Genomic DNA, 18,406 nt, shown 5'->3' on the forward strand with positions numbered 1-18,406 from the left:
TTATTTTATCCCTGATTTGCTAACTTCCAATATTTGGCGTTTACAATTTTTAAATGGTTTTATTGTCTGGATGTTTGTAATTAGGGTAAATTTTCGGGTTGGAAGTCCGATCGCACCAACTATAAATCTTTAAATTTTAAATCCTGTATCAATAAAGTCTTTCTTATTTTCTGAATTATAACTTACGGGTATTTCATATGCGTTATTTCGAACAATACCTTTACGAAGTTTACTGCCGGTAAAATTTGCAAACTGCAAAACACTTGTTAGGGCAACGATCAATATTTTCAATTTATTTATGTTATTCATGACATTAATTTTTTGATTATTGAAACTCACTTTTTGACATTCTTTTACTGGCTTTTATCTGCGTTTTTTGTTTCTGTATTATTTCACTTACTTTTATAATGGTATATACGTAAGGGATTAAATTTTGGTTTTAAAAAATTGAAAAAAAAGTAAAAAAAAGTAATTTTTCTCACAAAGACCTTATATTTAAAGGGTTACAAGCTTTTAAAAAAAAATATTTTTTCATAAAAAAATAAATTATCTTTATAACATTGTAATAAAATATTTCCTAAAATTTTGTTTAAGCTTAAAAATCTAAATGTATGAGTCAAGAAGAATTGTTAGTTTTAATTTATAAAAAAGACGAAAGAGCTTTTACCCATTTGTACGATATGTATTCGAAAAGTTTGTTTTCGGTCATCAATGTTCTCATAAAAAACCGTGAAGAAGCCGAAGATGTTTTGCAGGAAGTTTTTGTAAAAATCTGGAAAAATATAGATTCGTATAATGAAAGTAAAGGCCGATTTTATACCTGGATCCTTAATATTGCCCGCAATACAAGCATTGATAAATTAAGATCGAAAAACTTTAATAACAGCCAAAAAAACCTTTCTTCAGATAATTTCGTAAATCTGTTAGATGACAGTAATAAACTCACTAATAAAATTGACACGATTGGAATTCAGGAATTTGTAAAAAAATTAAAACCAAAGTGTATTGAAATTATTGACTTATTATTTTTCAAAGGATATACACAGCAAGAGGCGTCAGAAGAACTGGCAATTCCGTTGGGAACTATCAAGACACAAAACAGAAACTGTATTAACGATTTACGTACTTATTTAAAAATATAATGGAAGCACAAGAATATATTGAATCAGGAACTCTGGAACTTTACGTTTATGGTTTATTAACCGAAGCAGAAAATCTGGAAATCGCCGAATTGGCAAAGAAAAATCCCGAAGTTGAACAGGAAATTCTTGCAATAGAAAAAGCTATTGTGGCTTTATCATCAAGTTTTTCACCTTTTCATTCAGTAGCTAATTTCGAGAAAATAAAAGCACGTTTAGAACTGAAACATGGCAAAGTAGTCGACATGAAACCGGCATCAAACTGGTCTCAATATGTGGGTTGGGCTGCTGCGGTCGTATTGCTTTTAGGTCTTGGATATCAAACTTTAGAATTAACAAAAACCAAAGATGCTATTACAGATGTTGGTAATCAAAAAAATAAAATAGAAAAAGAGTTTGCGTATTTAGATCAGCAAAATAAAGAAACTGAGAAAAACTTAACTATTGTTAGGGATATTAAAAACACAGGTGTAACACTTGGCGGTCAGGCAGTTTCTCCAACATCATTTGCAAAAGTATACTGGAATAAAGATACCAAAACGACTTATATAGATGCTGCAGGTTTACCAAAACCACCAAAAGGCATGGTATATCAGGTTTGGGCTTTAAAATTAAGTCCGGTACTTACACCAACAAGTATTGGTTTATTAGACAATTTTGATTCAAATAATCAAAAAATATTTGCTGTAGACCAAACGGTTTCGGCAGAAGCTTTTGGAATTACACTTGAGCCTGCCGGAGGAAGTTTAACTCCAACAATGGAACAATTGTATACTTTAGGAAAAGTTTAAAACGCTTTATAATACAAAATTTAAAACGCATATTAATTTATTTTAATGTGCGTTTTTTTATTATTTTTAATTTAAAATGCTAACAATCAACCATTATACTATGAACGGAAATTTACTTTTAAGAATTGCAACAGCAATTATACTTCTCTCCCACTCTGTCTTTGGAATTTTCGATAACGGCATTAATGATTTTGGAAACTTATATCTTAACCAGATTGGTTTTGCTCCGTTTGGCGTTTTTCTGGCTTGGTCCGTAAAAATATCACACATCATTGCCGCTGTATTATTGCTTGTAAATAAGTATGTTAAACCGGCTGGTTTTGTCACTATTTTTATTTTAATAATGGGAATTATCCTGGTTCATTTTCAGGAAGGATGGTTTGTTGTAGGCGGCGGAAGAAACGGTGCAGAATATAACGTTTTGCTGATTTTTGTTTTATTGGCTATTATGTATCCAAACGGTTTTAAAAATCAGAAACATAATAGGGAAACTCCCTAAATAATCACTACTGACAAATTAGAGTTTTAGCATAAAAAAAAGGTTCAACTTATTGTTGAACCTTTTTTATGAATTAGAAATTTACTTTTTACTTTTATAATGTTTGCGGTAACTTGGATATGTAATGGCACCTATTACGCTAATTGTTCCCATACAATAATAAATCCAGTTTAGTGAATGTGCTTCTCCGCTTGCATAAGAATGAAGCCCGACTAAGTGGAAATTTACTCCGTAATAAGTGAATAAAATCGAAATAAAAGCAAACATACTCATTAAGTTAAAGAACCATTTTCCGCGTAACGAAGGCACAAAACGTGAATGAATTACAAATGCATACACCATAATGGATATTAATGCCCAGGTTTCTTTTGGATCCCATCCCCAGTAGCGTCCCCAACTTTCGTTTGCCCATTGTCCGCCAAGGAAATTTCCTATCGTTAACATGATCAAACCAATTGTTAATGCCATTTCGTTTATATACGTGATCTCTTTTATATTTAACGCCATCTTAGTTTTGTTTTTCTCATTTGTAAAGAAAATCAATATAAGAGCCACAAAACCCAGAATCATTCCAAGAGCAAAAGGACCGTAACTTGCTACGATAACTGCTACGTGAATCATTAACCAATATGAATTAAGAACCGGTTGTAAATTTGCAATTTCCGGATCGATCCAGTTCATGTATGCCGCCATTAATATCATTGCCGTTACAAAGGCTGATGAAGCTACGGTTAATTTAGATTTTCTGTCAAAAGCTAAACCAAAGAACATCGTTGCCCACGCCACATATACAATAGATTCGTAAGCGTTACTCCACGGTGCATGACCGGAAATATACCAACGTCCAATTAATCCTAATGTATGCAGCGCAAATAAAAGACCAATTATAATATGAAAACCATTTACTGTTATGCGAAGCCATTTTTTCTCAAAAAAGATATTTACGATTGTAAAAATCAACATTAAGATTGATGCTGTAATATACCAATAAGGTAAAACTTTGAAAACATCGTATTTATTATAAGCAATTTCAGCGTCAATTTTTTGCTCGCTTGGACGTACTTTTGCGCCAAATTTCTTTTGAAAACCATTAATACTTTCTACCAATTGATCGGCTGTATTAAAGTTTTTTGAAATAGAAGCGTTATTTAAAGCGCTAAAATATAGGGGAAGAATTTGTCGTACGTATGTAGAATCCATTCCTTTAAGACCGGCACTTTGGCGTTCTAAATAAGAAACCCATTTGTTGTTTGGATCATTCGGAATTGGGAAAATTTTCAAAATGCTTCCGCTTAAAGCAGATTCCATTAAGTTTACTTTTTTATCTGTTTCGATAAAATCTTTCTCAAATTGATTTGGATTTGCAGCTTTGTACGCAGCATCTAAATAAGGTGAAAGTTTATAATTTCCGTTTGCATCAAAGAAATTTACAAAAGGAGCAAATCCTGCCTCTTTGTCAATACCAATAATTTTACGAATACTATCGTTTCCTGATTTGATATAAATAATCGGAATTTGTATCCAAACCTGAGCATATTGCGTCATTGACAAAAATACCTGATCAGAATTCATTCCGTTATAAGTATCCTTATGACTTACTTTTCTCAATAATTCAGAAGAAAAAGTATTAATAGGTTTCATTCTTCCGCCTGCATCCTGAATAATCAAACGTCCAAATTTTGCCGCATGTGCTTCCGGAGCTTTGTAAATGGTCAATAACGAATCTAATTGTCTCTGACTTGGCGGCGCTGTAACGTGATTGGCATGATCATTAGGATCTTCGTTATGTGAATGATTATGTTCGTGAACGTGAGGTGCCTGCGCAAAACCATTTAAGCTAAATAATAGAATGAAAATGGTAATTAATTTTTCTTTTTTCTTTTTCACAACTTCCAGTTTACGTTTCAAATCAGCAAAACGAGAATGTTTGGTAAACATAATTGCCATTAAACCAAAGAAAAGCATAAAATATCCTAGATAAGTAATTGAAGTTCCCCAAAAATCGTGGTTTACAGAAAGTACGGTTCCTTTTTCGTCAGGATCAAATGAAGATTGAAAAAATCTATATCCTTTATGGTCTAAAACGTGATTCATATAAATATCTGCATCAAATGTTTCTGCAGAATCCTGAACGGTTACTTTACTTTCAAAAGCAGAATAACTTTTCTCTGTTCCCGGATATTTTGTAGCAATAAAGTCGTTTAATTTTATTTTAAAAGGCAAAACATACGCTTTACTTCCGTAGAATAAACTATACTCTATTTTCCCGATTTTTACGGTTTGAGGCTCGCCTACGCTTCCTTTAGAACCAAGAAGTCTTACTTCTTTTTCTTGTCCGTCAGCTTTTAAAGTTACAATTAACGCATCAGTATGAGATTTCGCTTTAAAATCCTTATTCGATTCATAATCAACGATTCCTTTTATGGCAGGATCCGGAAAAACAATTCGAATATCTCCAATACTATATAAAGAACGCATCATTAAAGGCTGTACATTATCTTTTGTAACGTCTCCTTCTAATTTATCTGCCATTCGCATAAAACGTCCTTCAAAAGGAGTTTGAATGGTATATTTTTCGCCTTTTGTATTAATATTTATGGCACCATCTGTAGGTTTATTTAAAGCAAATAAAACATTGTGAATGTTTTGAACTTCACCTTCTTTCAGGAAATGTTCTTCACGTCCTCCTGCTCCCGCTTCAACCAATTTCAGGTATAAAGTTCCGTTTGCATCCGGTTTTATGGTTTCCTTAGCTCCCATGATATAATTTTTGTAACTCACTTCAAAAGGAGTTTCGTCAAATTTTCCTGAAACACTAAAATCGTTATTGGTAACCGGCGATAATAAAAGGTTTTTCTCGAAAACTCTGCGTTTCATTTCGCCTTTATATTCTCCGTCGGCAAGAATAGTAATGAATGTTTTATCAGAATAAATTTGGTTTTCGGCAGCGCCTTCACGAATTGGCATCATACCTTCGTAGCTGATATATCGTGTAATAAAAGCTCCTAAAAGAATAAAAATAAAGGCAATATGAAGTAAAAAAGTTGCCCACTTTTCTTTTTTTAATAATTGATAACGTTTGATGTTTCCGAAGAAATTAATCATGAAAAAGACCATTATAGCCTCGAACCACCAGGTATTGTAAACTAAAATTCGGGCTGTATCAGTATTGTATTTACTTTCGATAAAAGTTCCAACACCCATTGCGATTGCAAATGTTAAAAAAAGAACGGCCATTAATCGTGTAGAAAACAAAAAAGAGAATATTTTTTTATCCATTTCTGAGGAATTACATTGTATAAAAGTGCCACAAAAGTACTTAAAAATGTTGAGTTCCAATATTTGGTATTTGTTAATTAAAACCAAAAAAAAATCTTAAAATTATATATCTAATTCATAACATTCTCTCTCGATACCGTTTTAATAAGAAGAACATTTCTTTTTTAAATCTAATTATTTTTTATAGATTTGTGTAATCGATTACATTTTTAATTTATATTTTATAATAGTCATTTATTTTACTATTAATAAAAAATCGTGTTTCAAAATAAGAATTACAACTATTAATAACCACACTCATATAATTTAAAATGAAAACTAAACCAATCAACTTATTGTGCTTTATTGCCCTGTTTTTAGCAACTTGTTTCACCGAAAACATGCAGGCTCAAAAATCAAAATCTACTGAAACTTATGCCGGAATTGAATTTAAAATGAACAAAGTTCAGGAACCAAAAATTCCAAATAATTCAGTAAACATAAAAGATTTTGGTGCTGTAAATGGCGGTTATATTTTAAATACAAAGGCTTTCGCCGATGCCATAGATGCCGTATCAAAAAAAGGCGGTGGAAAAGTAATTATTCCGCCGGGAATCTGGCTTACCGGACCAATTATCTTAAAAAGCAATATCGAATTACATGCAGAAACAGGCGCATTAATCAAGTTTTCGCCTGATAAAAGTCTTTATCCTATTATAGAAACCAGTTTTGAAGGTTTAAATACATGGCGTTGCATCTCTCCTATTTACGGTAAAAATCTGGAAAATATTGCTTTTACCGGAAATGGTGTTTGGGATGGTTCCGGAGAGGTTTGGAGACAAGTTAAAAAAAGTAAACTAACGGAAAGTCAATGGAAAAAATTTGTTGCTTCGGGTGGTGTTTTAAATGAAAAAAAAGACAGTTGGTATCCATCTGAAACTTTTATGAAAGCTGCTGTTGGAGCAGATCAAAATGTGCGACTTGATTTAAAAACCAAGGAAGAATTTGAAGCCATTCATGATTTTCTTCGTCCGGTTATGGTTAGTATTCAAAATAGTAAAAGAGTACTTTTTGACGGTCCTGTTTTTCAAAATTCTCCGGCGTGGAATATTCATCCTTTAATGGTTGAAGATTTAATTGTTCGAAATGTAACAGTTCGAAATCCCTGGTTTTCTCAAAACGGTGACGGTCTTGATGTCGAATCGTGCAAAAATGTATTGATCGAAAACTCTAGTTTTGATGTTGGTGATGATGCGATTTGTATTAAATCAGGAAAGGATAAAGATGGTCGTAATCGCGGTATTCCCTGCGAAAATATTATCGTAAGAAATAATATTGTTTATCACGGGCACGGCGGCGTAACGGTAGGAAGTGAGATGTCCGGAGGTGTAAAAAACCTGCACGTTTCAAATTGTACTTTTATGGGAACTGATGTTGGATTACGTTTTAAAAGTAATCGCGGACGTGGCGGAATTGTTGAGAATATCTTTATTTCTGATATATATATGACGGATATTCCGTCGCAGGCTATTTCATTTGATTTGTATTATGGAGGAAAATCTATTGCAGAAACTTTGGCAGAAGGCGGAAATAAAATAAATACAAAAGTGGTTCCGGTAAACGAGGAAACGCCTCAATTCAAGAATATTTTGATCAAAAACATTACAATTGCCGGAGCATATCAAGCTGTATTTTTACAAGGTTTGCCTGAAATGAATCTTCAAAACATTGAAATTTCTAATTTAACTGCAAAAGCCGAAAAAGGTTTTTCGATTATCGACGCAAGCGGAATCAAAATTACAAATGCTAAATTAGACATCGAAAGTCCAACCGTATTTGAGATTTATAACGGAAAGAATATGTCTTTAAAAAATGTAGAGTTTAACTCGACTTCTCCAAAAGCCGTTACAATTGATGGCGCTGCAAGTGAGAAAATAGAATTGATCTCTTCAAAGAATTCAGATTATTCTAAAACAACTACAATTAGCGAAACTGTTTCTAAAGGAGCAGTGAAACTTTAATAGAAGAAAAATTAAGAAAAACCCAGCTTGTTTAAATACTAATCAAGCTGGGTTTTATTCTTGAGATTATTTAGATAATATACTTTTTTTCAAAGCCATTATTTCTTCATTTTGCTTCTTATTTTCTTCCATCAAACCTTGAATATTCTTGTTTTGATCAATTACATAAAGAGTCAATTCTTCAATTTTTTGTAAAAGTTTTGCATTCATTTCTCCTAAATTAATGCCATTTTTAAATACTTCTTCCTCGCTTGGAATATTTTCTAAATGCCCTTTCTCATTAATATGCTTTTCAACTTCTGCAAGTGTTGGCAAATTATATTCTTTTTTAAACACAAAATCAGACCAGCCAATCATATCAACTTTAACTTCTTTTGAATGGATTGTACCATTAACATCTAGCTTATTTTTTGGATTTGATGTACCAATACCTACATTGCCAATACCACTAATTTGCATTTGTTCACTCCAAAAATCACCTACTGCACCTCTTGTAGCAAAAACCATTGCTACAGATGGTCTTGAACTTGTCGAGTTATCCTCTGTTCTCATAGCTACGAAACCTGCGCCTTTAAAATTTGAAGTTGTATTTGGTAATGCCCATGTTATAGTTCCTATAGAACTACCAGGAATATTTGCTCCCGAAGATAAAATAATATGAGACTGAGAGTGTATGCTTGTATTTGGATTACTTATTTCTAAAAACTTATTGTTTCCTCCATGTTCATAAGAAGACGGATTTGATGTCCCAATACCTACATTGCCATTTTCATTTGTCATTAATAGTTGTTTCCATCCTCCCCATTGTGCATCAGTTGGAAATGCATTTCTATAAAAAATCCCCCCATTATTAAAATTTAGCTGATGATTCTTATCTCCTGTGTTATCATGATCAACCCAAGGTGAGAAAGTTAAATTTGTCGACCAATATCCTTCACCAGGAACTCCAATAACATTTCTTTGTTTAAAATCAGCCCTAACACTATATGAAGCAAAATTTGGTAAATCATTTATTCCCCTCGTATCATTTATTGATAAAGAAGTCGCTGTTTGCGCATCAATATTGTTGATAGAAATGCACATAATAAATAGTGGTAATAATATTTTTTTCATAATTATTTATTCTCAATTTTTTCTAATCTTTTTTTCATCTCTAAATTCTCCTTTTTTATTTCAATCATATAAAGAGTCAATTCTTCAATTTTTTGTAAAAGTTTTGAATTCATTTCTCCTAAATTAATGCCATTTTTAAGTACTTCTTCTTCACTTGGAATATTTTCGAGATGTCCTTTTTCATTGATGTGCTTTTCAACTTCTGCAAGTGTTGGCAAATTATATTCTTTTTTAAAGACAAAATCAGACCAGTTTTCCATATCAACTTTTACTTCCTGAGAATGTATTGTACCTTTTACATCTAATTTATTTTTGGGATTTGTTGTGCCTATGCCAACGTTACCATTGTAATTCCAAGTCATTGCATGTTGATCAGGTATCGTATTTGTATTTGCACCTCCATTTATATACAAATCAAGCTTACTGCCAAAGATTCCAGGTCCACCATGTCCTATACGAAATTCAGCATTTTCAGGATAGGCGTAATTTGCTGTACCATTTCTGGATAATTTAAGAACCGATTTAGTTGGAGCCGTTTGTTCTAGTGGTCTACTATCACTTAATTCATTAATTTCAAGAACACTTATTGGACTTGAATTTGAGACTACTAAATTCCCATTCACAATTTGATTTCCTGCAAAAGTATTTGTTCCTCTCGTCGCCAACTCATTCCATGCAGGATTTAGTTCACCACTGGTTTTTCTGAAAAACAATCTATCATTTTCTGTATATGAAGAAGCAAGTTCGAATTGAAACACATTATTAGGATTTCCGTGCCTAATCACAAAAAGATGATTCCATGTATGACTTGTATCAGGAATTCCGCCAATGGCATTGAAACCGCTGTATACACCTGAATTAATCGCCCCAGTATAATTACTTATGCCAGGTGCTAAACCATCACCAATTTGTTGGGCTGATCCTGATATTGCTGAAAATAATGTAAGAAGTAATGTTGTAATTTTTTTCATTAATGAGCTATTTATATAATTAGATTTTATTTGAGTTTTTGTTCTAGTATCGCAAGTCTTTCAGATAATAACTTTAAAGATTTATTTTCTTCTTTTAAATCTTGAATTTCTTTTGATTGCTGAATTGTATACAACGTCAATTCTTCAATTTTTTGTAAAAGTTTTGCATTCATTTCACCTAAATTAATTCCGTTTTTAAGTACTTCTTCCTCGCTTGGTATATTTTCTAAATGCCCTTTTTCTTTTATATGATTTTCAACTTCTGCAAGTGTTGGCAAATTATATTCTTTTTTAACACAAAATCAGACCAGCCAATCATATCTACTTTTACTTCTTTGGAATGAATTGTTCCGTTTACGTCTAATTTGTTATTTGGATTTATAATTCCGATACCTACATTTCCATTGTAATTCCAAGTCATTACATGTTGATCGGGTATAGAATTTGTATTTGAACCTCCGTTTATATACAAATCGAGTTTACTCCCATACACACTTCCTCCACCGTGTCCAATACGAAATTCGGCATTTTCAGGATAGGAGTAATTTAGCGTTCCACTTCTGGATAATTTAAGTACCGATTTAGTTGGTACTGTCTGTCCTTGTGGTTTACTATCGCTAACTTCCAAAACTTCAAGAGCACTTTTAGGGCTTGAATTTGAAACAATTAAATCCCCATTTATGCTTTGACTTCCGTTAAAAGTGTTTGCACCTCTTGTTGCAATTTCAATCCAGGTTGGATTTAAGGGTGTTAAATCACTACTTACTATTTTCCTAAAAAATAATCTGTCATTTTCTGCAAATGAAGAAGCAATTTGTAATTGATGATTATTAATTGAATTTGCGTGTCTAATTACAAATAGATGCTGATGTCCGCCATAAGATAAATCAGGAACTCCACCTGTATGATTTACACCTCCAAATACTCCTGATTTTAGCAAGCCACCAAAGTCATTTATCATTGGAGCATATCCGTCACCAATTTGTTGGGCCAATCCTGTTATTGTAAAAAATAGTGTAGCAAGTATTGCAAGATGTTTTTTCATTAAAAGTATTTTTTCGATTAAAATTTTCGTAAAAATAATCATATCAAAATATTATCTATTATTATTTACGCAATTTATCTTACTAATATTGCATTAGTATGTTTTAAAAAAAATTATCACTCAAACCAAAAGCAATCTACTTTAAAAAAAATAATGCTAATTTTGCGTTATGATTAAAATAACGTTAATTGGTTCCGGAAATGTCGCACAGCATTTGATAAAAGCTTTCGCCAAAAGTGAAGCTATCGAAATTGTACAAGTGTTTTCCCGAAAAAAAGAAACTTTAAGTGGTGTAATTGAATTTGATAAAATTACAAGCGATTTCGAGGACTTAAAAGAGGCAGATTTATATATTATCGCCGTTAGTGATAACGCAATCGCCGAAGTTTCAGCACAATTACCTTTCAACAATCAGCTTGTTGTTCATACTTCAGGAGCGGCTTCAATTGATACTTTAGATGCAAAAAACCGAAAAGGTGTTTTTTATCCCCTGCAAACTTTTTCTAAAAACAAAGATGTTGATTTTTCAATAATTCCGATTTGTGTGGAATCTGAAAATACATTTGATTTTCGTGTTTTAGATACAGTGGCAAAAAGCATTTCAAAAGCAGTTTTTCCAATAAATTCAGAGCAGCGCAAAGCACTTCATGTTGCAGCGGTTTTTGTAAACAATTTCACCAATCATTTATATCAGATTGGTCAGGAAATTTGCGAAGAAAATCAGGTTCCTTTCGAAATTTTAAAACCTTTAATTCAGGAAACCGCTGATAAAATAAATACATTAAATCCAGTTGATGCCCAAACCGGTCCTGCAAAACGGAATGATTCGACTACAATTGAGGCACATTTGAAGTATTTAACGAATAAAAATCAAAAAAACATCTATAAAATACTAACACAATCTATACAAAATAATGGCAAAGAATTATAAAGAAATAATGAACGACATCACAACATTTGTTTTTGATGTTGATGGCGTACTTACAGACAGTTCTGTTTTTGTAACCAATGAAGGAGAAATTCTTCGCACGATGAATATTCGTGACGGTTATGCGATGAAAGCGGCTGTTGAAAGCGGCTTTAATGTTTGTATTATTTCTGGCGGAAGCAATGAAGGCGTGCGCGTTAGACTTCAAAATTTAGGCATCACCGATATTCATTTAGGAACTCCTGATAAAGTTGAAACTTTTAAGAAATATACTGATCTTTACAACATAAAACCAGAGCAAGTATTATATATGGGTGATGATATTCCTGATTTTCATGTTATGAAATTAGTAGGATTACCAACTTGTCCGCAAGATGCAAGCCCTGAAATTAAAAATATTTGCCGCTATATTTCGCACGTAAAAGGCGGAAAAGGTGCTGCAAGAGACGTAATCGAACAAGTAATGAAAGTGCAGGGAAAATGGATGGAATATTTTAACGGGAAACATGATTAAGATAATTATGAATTATGAATTGTTAATTGTTAATTGTTAATTATTAATTCGTAAGTCTAAAAATCTTTGTCCCTTTGCCCCTCTGAACCTTAGAACCTTCAAAAAAAATGAAATACCTCAAACTCATTCGTTACCAAAACCTTTTAATGCTGGCTTTTATGCAGCTTTTATTTCGTTATGCTTTTTTAAAACAACAGGATATTCCTTTGGCTCTCGCCGACTGGCAATACGGATTATTGGTTTTAAGTACTGTTTTATTGGCTGCAGCCGGATATGTAATTAACAATATTCTTGACGTTGCAACGGATACCATTAATAAACCCAATAATGTTGTAATTGGAAAAGGAATTTCTGAAACCAGAGGTTACAATATTTATATCGCATTAAATATCACCGGCGTTGCGATTGGCTGTTATTTATCAAATGTGATCATGAGACCAACGTTTGCTGTAATTTCTATATTCATCGCATCGGTGCTTTATTTTTATTCTACAAACCTAAAGCAAATCATGATTTTAGGAAATTTTGTAGTCGCTGCAATACTATCATTTAGCGTTATAGTTATTGGTGTTTTTGATCTTTTTCCGGCTACAAATGCAGAGAATCAGGCGCAAATGGCAAGTATGTTTTCAATATTAATTGATTACGCTTTATTTGCTTTTATGATTAATTTTATTCGTGAAATAGTGAAGGATATCGAAGATGTAGATGGCGATTATAATCAGGGAATGAATACTTTGCCAATTGCGATTGGAAAAAGCAGAACTACAAAAATAGTTCTGGGATTTGCGATTATTCCGTTTATATTATGTTTGCTTTACATCGATAAATACTTTCTTGAAAACAATTTGTATATCGTTACCTTATATGCTTTTGCTTTTGTTTTGGCACCGCTTTTATATTTTATTGTAAAAATTTTTACCGCAAAATCACAAAAAGACTTTCATCATTTGAGTACCGTTTTAAAACTGATATTACTTTTCGGAATTTTATCTATTTTGGTTATTACCTTAAATATCAAGTACAATGCTTAAAGAAAAATTAAAAAAATATAGTTTGATTCTGGCTTCGGGATCACCGCGCAGACAACAATTTTTTAAAGATCTGGATCTGGATTTCGAAATTAGACTGAAAGATATTGAAGAAATTTATCCGCCGGAATTAAAAGCGGTTGAAATTACTGATTATCTGGCTGAATTAAAAGCCGGTGCTTTTGAAGGCGAACTAAAACCAAACGAAATTTTAGTAACCAGCGACACAATTGTATGGCATCAAAATAAAGCTTTGGGAAAACCAAAAAGTGCTCAGGAAGCTTTTGAAATGATTAAATCAATGTCGAATACAACTCATGAAGTAATTACGTCCGTTTGTTTTAAAACAGATACTTCTTCTACTCTTTTGAACGATATTACAAAAGTAACTTTCAATGACTTGTCTGATGAAGCTATTTTATATTACATCGAAAACTACAAACCTTATGATAAAGCAGGTGCTTATGGCATTCAGGAATGGTTTGGTTTTATGGCAGTTGCAAAAGTAGAAGGTTCTTATACCAATGTCATGGGTTTGCCAACAGCTAAAGTTTATGAATATTTGAGTACTTTAGTGTAAAATTTTATTTATGTTTTCTTTCAAAGAATATAGCCAGGAAATAGCATCCACCATAATTCTTCTTTTGACTTTAATTGCTTTACGTGTTATAATTGCAAAATTAATTCGTCGTTTTGCGCATTCAAGCCAATTGCTGGAACATCGCACTAATTTAGTTATAAAATACATTCATGTCTTAATGAATATATTGGTAACCATTAGTCTGGTTGTAATTTGGGGAGTTGATACCAAAGATATTTTCATTACTGTTTCGTCAATTGCAACTGTAATTGGTGTGGCTATGTTTGCACAATGGTCGATTTTGAGCAATATTACTTCTGGAATGATTTTGTTTTTTTCGTTTCCTTTTAGAATTGGTGATACTATTAAAATTCATGATAAAGATTTTCCCATCGAAGCTGAAATTGAAGACATCAGCGCTTTTCATGTTAATTTAAAAACCAAAGACGGCGAAAAAATCATTTATCCAAACAATTTATTATTGCAAAAAGGAATTTCGATTATGCCTTCACATTATGAAGAAAAAGAGTTTTTTGATTAAAATTTGTAATGGGAATCTTGTAAAGTAATAGAGGAAACCTACAACAGTATATTTCGAATAAAATAGGAATTTTGTTTATCTAAACCTAATTTCAGTACCATGATTCGAACTATAAAATTGCCATTTTATGCTAAACTTTCCTTTATTCTTATAAGCTTACTTTGCTTTGCATTTATTTTTTGTATCGGAAAAGATATCATTACACCCGTTTTGATGGCCTTTTTATTTGCCGTTTTATTACTCCCGCTTTTTACACTTTTAAATGTCAGACTTAAATTTCCGCGGCATCTCGCAGCGATTACCTGCGTTTTAATATTTGCCGCCACTATTATTGGTATATTAATTTTTATATCCTACGAGGTTAAAGATATTGCCAACGATTTTGATACTATAAAAAAGAACACAAATACTTTTATAACCGAGATTCATAAATTTGTAAAAGAGAATTTTCATATTAGTATTGGCGAACAAAAAAAATACCTTGATACAGTTACCAAAGATTCTGTAAAAAATAGTGGTGCCGTTACTTTAGGTTCTGCCATATTATCCATAACAGATTTACTTTTAGATTGTACTATTATCCCCATTTATACGTTTCTGTTTTTGCTTTATAAAGATCATTTTATTCTTTTTCTGGCAAAATTAATCAGCAAGGAAAATCATCCTGCATTAAAAGATATATTGGGACAAATACGAGTTTCTATAAACAATTACATCGTTAGTTTATTAATCGAAATGATTGTAGTTTCAGTCCTGACCGTTTAGGACTTTGGATTGTAGGGGTGAAATATTTTATTCTTTTAGGATTAATAACCGGAATTTTAAACCTGATTCCTTATATAGGTATTACAATTGCGGGTATTATAACTCTTTTAGCTTCTTTATCCGGAACACCGGAAACATCAGTGTTTTTAAGCATTTTAATTGTTAATGTGATCGTACAATTGATTGATAATAATTTACTTGTGCCCTTAATTATTAATTCTAAAGTAGAAATTAATGCTTTTGTATCCATTATGGGAATTATTATTGGCGGTGCCGCTGCGGGAATTTCAGGAATGTTTTTGGCAATTCCGCTTTTGGCGATTCTGAAAATTATTTTTGAAAGAATTGAATCTTTAGAACCCTGGGGTTATTTAATGGGAAATCATATGCCTAAAAAGTTTACGTGGAGAATACGAAAATTAAAAATCGAAAAAGTTAATAATTAATCGATTTAAAAAATATGAGTCATATTTATCTTATATTTCATGTAAAAAACTACCTGTACAAAGCCAAAAATTATTTAATGCACCGCAACTTAAAAATAATAATTTCTATTACATTATGCCTCTTCATGCAGAGCATTTGCGCGCAGGTAGATAAACAAAAAAAAGAGCCTAAAAAAGATAGTACCGAAGTGTATAATAAAATTCGGAACTATTCTAAAAAAAATAATTTTACCAAAACCCTGCACAAATTACTTTTTAGAGCCAATAGACCTAAAAAGAGAGAAGCCATAATTTTGGATAGAGACAGTACGCGTTACGATGGTAAAATTATCAGAAAAATTAATGTAGTAACCCTCGATCCGTTTGGACATTCGATAGCAGATACTACAACAATGCCAAGAAACTGGGGCGAAAGAACGGGTAATAAACTTCATCTTAAAACAAAAAAAATAGCGATTTATAATTTATTACTGTTTAAACGAAATGCTCCGTACGATTCTTATAAAGTACAGGAATCTGAGCGTCTTATACGTTCGCAGCGATACGTGTCGGCAGTAAGAATTACAAAAAAATTGGCCAGTCCGGCATCAGATTCTGTAGATGTTACCATTCGGGTTTTAGATTCTTGGAGTACAATTCCCAGATTTTCAATATCAGGCAATCGTGTTTCGGTTGGATTTAAGGAAAAAGATTTTTTTGGATCCGGGCAACAGCTTGAATACCGTTTTACAAATCGTTTTGAAGATGGTCAAAATGGTAATGATATTACGTATACTGTACCTAATATTAAAAATACGTATATAGGTACAACGCTTAAATATAATATGGATCTGGATAACAATTACAGCAAAAGTATTAATATTGAAAGAGCCTTTTATTCTCCGTTGACTAAATGGGCGGGCGGAATGTATTTTGCACAAAATTATAGAAAAGATACGCTACAAGCGCCTTTGCCGGATACAACATACGCTTTTCAGTCTTTTAAAAATAATGTTCAGGATTTTTGGGTAGGAAAAGCCACAAAAGTTTTTGAAGATGATAATAATGGAATTACGAATTTAATAGTATCGGCACGATTTTTAAATTTAGATTACACAGAAAGTCCATCCGATTTATATGATCCGACACATTTTTATTCTGATGAAAAACTTCTTTTAAGCGGAATTGGAATTAATACCCGAAAATTCGTCAAAGACAGTTATATTTTTAGAAATGGCGTGACAGAAGACGTACCTATTGGAAGAATTTATGGTATAACGCTCGGTTATCAATACAAAAATAAATATTGGCGGCCTTATGCGGGCGCTCAGTTTTCTTTTGGAAATTATTATGACTGGGGATTTTTAAGTACCAATTTTGAAGCCGGAACTTACTTTCATCAGTCAAAAACATATCAGACATCTTTTTTATTCGAATCTAATTATTTTACAAAATTATATACGATCGGAAACTGGAAATTAAGACAATTCGTGAATCCTAAATTTGTTTTGGGTATAAATCGTGAAGAAATTATTGGCGATGAACTTAATATAAACGAACAAAATGGTCTTGCAGGTTTTAATACAGCGTTGTACGGAACCAGCAAAGCGGTTTTATCATTGCAAACGCAAACCTATTCTCCGCATGCTTTATGGGGATTTCGTATGAATCCGTTTTTTAATTATTCGATTGCTGTGTTAGGAAGTCAAAATGATGCTATGTTTAATAATAAAGCCTATTCTAAAATCACTTTGGGTTTATTGATCAGTAATGACTATTTGGTATTCAGTTCCTTTCAATTATCCTTGTCATACTATCCAAGTATTCCACTACAGGGAGATAACGTATTCAAAACCAATACAGTTGAAACTTCAGATTTTGGTTTACAAAATTTTGAGCTGGCAAAACCAAGAATTGTAGAATACAAATAGTCTTTTTAAAAGAAAAATTGCTGTCTTGTTTCTGCATAAAAAAATCAAAAAAAATGAAATTTTTAAAGTTTTCGTAAATATTTAAAAATTAGACAATTCCACACACAGTAAGGCTTAAACATCGACGAAGCGCATACTTTATTCGTCAAAATACATTTGGTTTTTATTTTTGGCACAATATATGAATATCGGTAAATAGGATTACGATTAACATAAAAACTAAAAAAAATGAAAACAATTAAAATAGCAATCGCAGGATTATTTCTTTTGGTTGCAAGTGCCACACAAGCCCAAGTATCAGTAAACGTAAATATTGGAACACCACCAGCTTGGGGACCATCTGGTTACGCTGAAATGGAATATTATTATTTGCCGGATATTGAAGCATATTATGATGTTAGAGCTTCACAATTTATTTATTTTGGAGGCGGAAGATGGGTTAGAACAACGCGTTTACCAAGACAATATCGTAATTATGATTTGTACAATGGATATAAAGTAGTTTTGAATGACTATCACGGCAGAACTCCTTATACTTATTTTGACAGACACAGAGTAACCTATTATAAAGGATACCACGGTGCGCAACAAAGACCATACAGACCAAGACCGGTTTATGGTTATAATGAGCATAGAAACTACAAACACAACGATAACAGAAATCATGATAAACATGATAGACATGATCGTGATGACCATCATAACGATCACCATGATGACCACCACGGACATGGAAGAAGATAAATTACCAATAAGAGCATCAAAACTGATGCTCTTTTTTTATTGGCAATTATGTATAAAATTCAACATTAACATTTCGTTTAAATAATCTTCAAAAATATAATTAGTATTTT

The 18,406-nt window shown here is 32.2% G+C and carries 19 protein-coding genes; 13 read left to right on the forward strand and 6 right to left on the reverse strand.

Annotation, left to right across the window (positions count from 1 at the left end):
* Positions 1-129 precede the first annotated feature (129 nt).
* Complete coding sequence (locus tag OLM54_RS06255) at positions 130-309, reverse strand: hypothetical protein (protein WP_264537735.1); 180 nt, start codon at positions 307-309, stop codon at positions 130-132.
* A gap of 302 nt (positions 310-611) precedes the next feature.
* Here OLM54_RS06255 and OLM54_RS06260 point away from each other — a divergent pair, with 302 nt between their 5' ends.
* The 3 genes from OLM54_RS06260 to OLM54_RS06270 all read left to right on the forward strand — a co-directional run bounded on the left by OLM54_RS06260 (position 612) and on the right by OLM54_RS06270 (position 2,429).
* On the forward strand, positions 612-1,142 hold the full coding sequence (locus OLM54_RS06260) for an RNA polymerase sigma factor (protein WP_264537736.1): 531 nt from the start codon (positions 612-614) through the stop codon (positions 1,140-1,142).
* A complete protein-coding gene (locus tag OLM54_RS06265; RefSeq protein WP_264537737.1) occupies positions 1,142-1,930 on the forward strand; it encodes an anti-sigma factor in 789 nt (262 codons plus the stop codon). Before OLM54_RS06260 ends, OLM54_RS06265 begins: the two co-directional genes overlap by 1 nt.
* 76 nt (positions 1,931-2,006) lie before the next feature.
* Complete coding sequence (locus OLM54_RS06270; protein ID WP_264537738.1) at positions 2,007-2,429, forward strand: DoxX family protein; 423 nt, start codon at positions 2,007-2,009, stop codon at positions 2,427-2,429.
* 81 nt (positions 2,430-2,510) lie between these two features.
* Here the strand turns inward: OLM54_RS06270 and ccsA are convergent, their stop codons facing one another.
* The gene (gene ccsA, locus OLM54_RS06275) at positions 2,511-5,708 is read right to left on the reverse strand and encodes a cytochrome c biogenesis protein CcsA (protein WP_264537739.1); all 3,198 of its coding nucleotides are present in this window, start codon (positions 5,706-5,708) and stop codon (positions 2,511-2,513) included.
* 311 nt (positions 5,709-6,019) lie between these two features.
* On the opposite strand from ccsA, the gene OLM54_RS06280 reads away from it, so the two are divergent.
* Positions 6,020-7,708 carry a glycoside hydrolase family 28 protein gene (locus OLM54_RS06280; RefSeq protein ID WP_264537740.1) on the forward strand — a complete coding sequence of 563 codons (1,689 nt, stop codon included), beginning with the start codon at positions 6,020-6,022 and terminating at the stop codon, positions 7,706-7,708.
* A 66-nt stretch (positions 7,709-7,774) separates the two neighbouring features.
* Here OLM54_RS06280 and OLM54_RS06285 read toward each other — a convergent pair whose 3' ends face one another.
* Genes OLM54_RS06285 through OLM54_RS06300 form a run of 4 tightly spaced genes read right to left on the reverse strand, consistent with a single transcriptional unit; the run spans position 7,775 to position 10,837 of the window.
* Complete coding sequence (locus tag OLM54_RS06285) at positions 7,775-8,821, reverse strand: cell wall anchor protein (protein ID WP_264537741.1); 1,047 nt, start codon at positions 8,819-8,821, stop codon at positions 7,775-7,777.
* Between the two features lie 2 nt (positions 8,822-8,823).
* Positions 8,824-9,792, reverse strand: a complete 969-nt coding sequence (locus OLM54_RS06290) for a hypothetical protein (RefSeq protein WP_264537742.1) — start codon at positions 9,790-9,792, stop codon at positions 8,824-8,826.
* A 26-nt stretch (positions 9,793-9,818) separates the two neighbouring features.
* Positions 9,819-10,070, reverse strand: a complete 252-nt coding sequence (locus OLM54_RS06295; RefSeq protein WP_264537743.1) for a hypothetical protein — start codon at positions 10,068-10,070, stop codon at positions 9,819-9,821.
* A complete protein-coding gene (locus OLM54_RS06300; protein WP_264537744.1) occupies positions 10,037-10,837 on the reverse strand; it encodes a hypothetical protein in 801 nt (266 codons plus the stop codon). Before OLM54_RS06300 ends, OLM54_RS06295 begins: the two co-directional genes overlap by 34 nt.
* 169 nt (positions 10,838-11,006) lie before the next feature.
* Between OLM54_RS06300 and OLM54_RS06305 the strand changes: the two genes are divergently transcribed.
* The 9 genes from OLM54_RS06305 to OLM54_RS06345 all read left to right on the forward strand — a co-directional run bounded on the left by OLM54_RS06305 (position 11,007) and on the right by OLM54_RS06345 (position 18,296).
* Complete coding sequence (locus tag OLM54_RS06305; protein WP_264537745.1) at positions 11,007-11,768, forward strand: Rossmann-like and DUF2520 domain-containing protein; 762 nt, start codon at positions 11,007-11,009, stop codon at positions 11,766-11,768.
* Positions 11,752-12,279 carry a KdsC family phosphatase gene (locus OLM54_RS06310; RefSeq protein ID WP_264537746.1) on the forward strand — a complete coding sequence of 176 codons (528 nt, stop codon included), beginning with the start codon at positions 11,752-11,754 and terminating at the stop codon, positions 12,277-12,279. The genes OLM54_RS06305 and OLM54_RS06310 overlap by 17 nt, the downstream gene beginning before the upstream one ends.
* A gap of 107 nt (positions 12,280-12,386) precedes the next feature.
* The gene (locus OLM54_RS06315; protein WP_264537747.1) at positions 12,387-13,313 is read left to right on the forward strand and encodes a geranylgeranylglycerol-phosphate geranylgeranyltransferase; all 927 of its coding nucleotides are present in this window, start codon (positions 12,387-12,389) and stop codon (positions 13,311-13,313) included.
* Positions 13,306-13,890, forward strand: coding sequence for a Maf-like protein (locus OLM54_RS06320; RefSeq protein ID WP_264537748.1), 585 nt, complete (start codon positions 13,306-13,308; stop codon positions 13,888-13,890). The genes OLM54_RS06315 and OLM54_RS06320 overlap by 8 nt, the downstream gene beginning before the upstream one ends.
* Before the next feature lie 10 nt (positions 13,891-13,900).
* Positions 13,901-14,431 (forward strand): mechanosensitive ion channel family protein, encoded by a 531-nt coding sequence (locus OLM54_RS06325; protein WP_264537749.1) that lies wholly within the window; start codon positions 13,901-13,903, stop codon positions 14,429-14,431.
* Positions 14,432-14,530: 99 nt separating this feature from the next.
* Complete coding sequence (locus OLM54_RS06330; protein WP_264537750.1) at positions 14,531-15,196, forward strand: AI-2E family transporter; 666 nt, start codon at positions 14,531-14,533, stop codon at positions 15,194-15,196.
* 17 nt (positions 15,197-15,213) lie between these two features.
* A complete protein-coding gene (locus OLM54_RS06335) occupies positions 15,214-15,642 on the forward strand; it encodes an AI-2E family transporter (protein ID WP_264537751.1) in 429 nt (142 codons plus the stop codon).
* Positions 15,643-15,767: 125 nt separating this feature from the next.
* Complete coding sequence (locus tag OLM54_RS06340; RefSeq protein WP_319802317.1) at positions 15,768-17,552, forward strand: hypothetical protein; 1,785 nt, start codon at positions 15,768-15,770, stop codon at positions 17,550-17,552.
* Between the two features lie 228 nt (positions 17,553-17,780).
* The gene (locus OLM54_RS06345; RefSeq protein WP_264537753.1) at positions 17,781-18,296 is read left to right on the forward strand and encodes a hypothetical protein; all 516 of its coding nucleotides are present in this window, start codon (positions 17,781-17,783) and stop codon (positions 18,294-18,296) included.
* The last annotated feature ends 110 nt before the right edge of the window (positions 18,297-18,406 follow it).

The sequence above is a fragment of the Flavobacterium sp. N1736 genome (assembly GCF_025947065.1).
GTDB lineage: Bacteria > Bacteroidota > Bacteroidia > Flavobacteriales > Flavobacteriaceae > Flavobacterium.

Coding starts and splice junctions, on each gene's coding strand:
- OLM54_RS06255 (WP_264537735.1), bottom strand. CDS start 309: ATGAATAACATAAATAAATTGAAAATATTGATCGTTGCCCTAACAAGT.
- OLM54_RS06260 (WP_264537736.1), top strand. CDS start 612: ATGAGTCAAGAAGAATTGTTAGTTTTAATTTATAAAAAAGACGAAAGA.
- OLM54_RS06265 (WP_264537737.1), top strand. CDS start 1,142: ATGGAAGCACAAGAATATATTGAATCAGGAACTCTGGAACTTTACGTT.
- OLM54_RS06270 (WP_264537738.1), top strand. CDS start 2,007: ATGCTAACAATCAACCATTATACTATGAACGGAAATTTACTTTTAAGA.
- ccsA (WP_264537739.1), bottom strand. CDS start 5,708: ATGGATAAAAAAATATTCTCTTTTTTGTTTTCTACACGATTAATGGCC.
- OLM54_RS06280 (WP_264537740.1), top strand. CDS start 6,020: ATGAAAACTAAACCAATCAACTTATTGTGCTTTATTGCCCTGTTTTTA.
- OLM54_RS06285 (WP_264537741.1), bottom strand. CDS start 8,821: ATGAAAAAAATATTATTACCACTATTTATTATGTGCATTTCTATCAAC.
- OLM54_RS06290 (WP_264537742.1), bottom strand. CDS start 9,792: ATGAAAAAAATTACAACATTACTTCTTACATTATTTTCAGCAATATCA.
- OLM54_RS06300 (WP_264537744.1), bottom strand. CDS start 10,837: ATGAAAAAACATCTTGCAATACTTGCTACACTATTTTTTACAATAACA.
- OLM54_RS06305 (WP_264537745.1), top strand. CDS start 11,007: ATGATTAAAATAACGTTAATTGGTTCCGGAAATGTCGCACAGCATTTG.
- OLM54_RS06310 (WP_264537746.1), top strand. CDS start 11,752: ATGGCAAAGAATTATAAAGAAATAATGAACGACATCACAACATTTGTT.
- OLM54_RS06315 (WP_264537747.1), top strand. CDS start 12,387: ATGAAATACCTCAAACTCATTCGTTACCAAAACCTTTTAATGCTGGCT.
- OLM54_RS06320 (WP_264537748.1), top strand. CDS start 13,306: ATGCTTAAAGAAAAATTAAAAAAATATAGTTTGATTCTGGCTTCGGGA.
- OLM54_RS06325 (WP_264537749.1), top strand. CDS start 13,901: ATGTTTTCTTTCAAAGAATATAGCCAGGAAATAGCATCCACCATAATT.
- OLM54_RS06330 (WP_264537750.1), top strand. CDS start 14,531: ATGATTCGAACTATAAAATTGCCATTTTATGCTAAACTTTCCTTTATT.
- OLM54_RS06340 (WP_319802317.1), top strand. CDS start 15,768: ATGCAGAGCATTTGCGCGCAGGTAGATAAACAAAAAAAAGAGCCTAAA.
- OLM54_RS06345 (WP_264537753.1), top strand. CDS start 17,781: ATGAAAACAATTAAAATAGCAATCGCAGGATTATTTCTTTTGGTTGCA.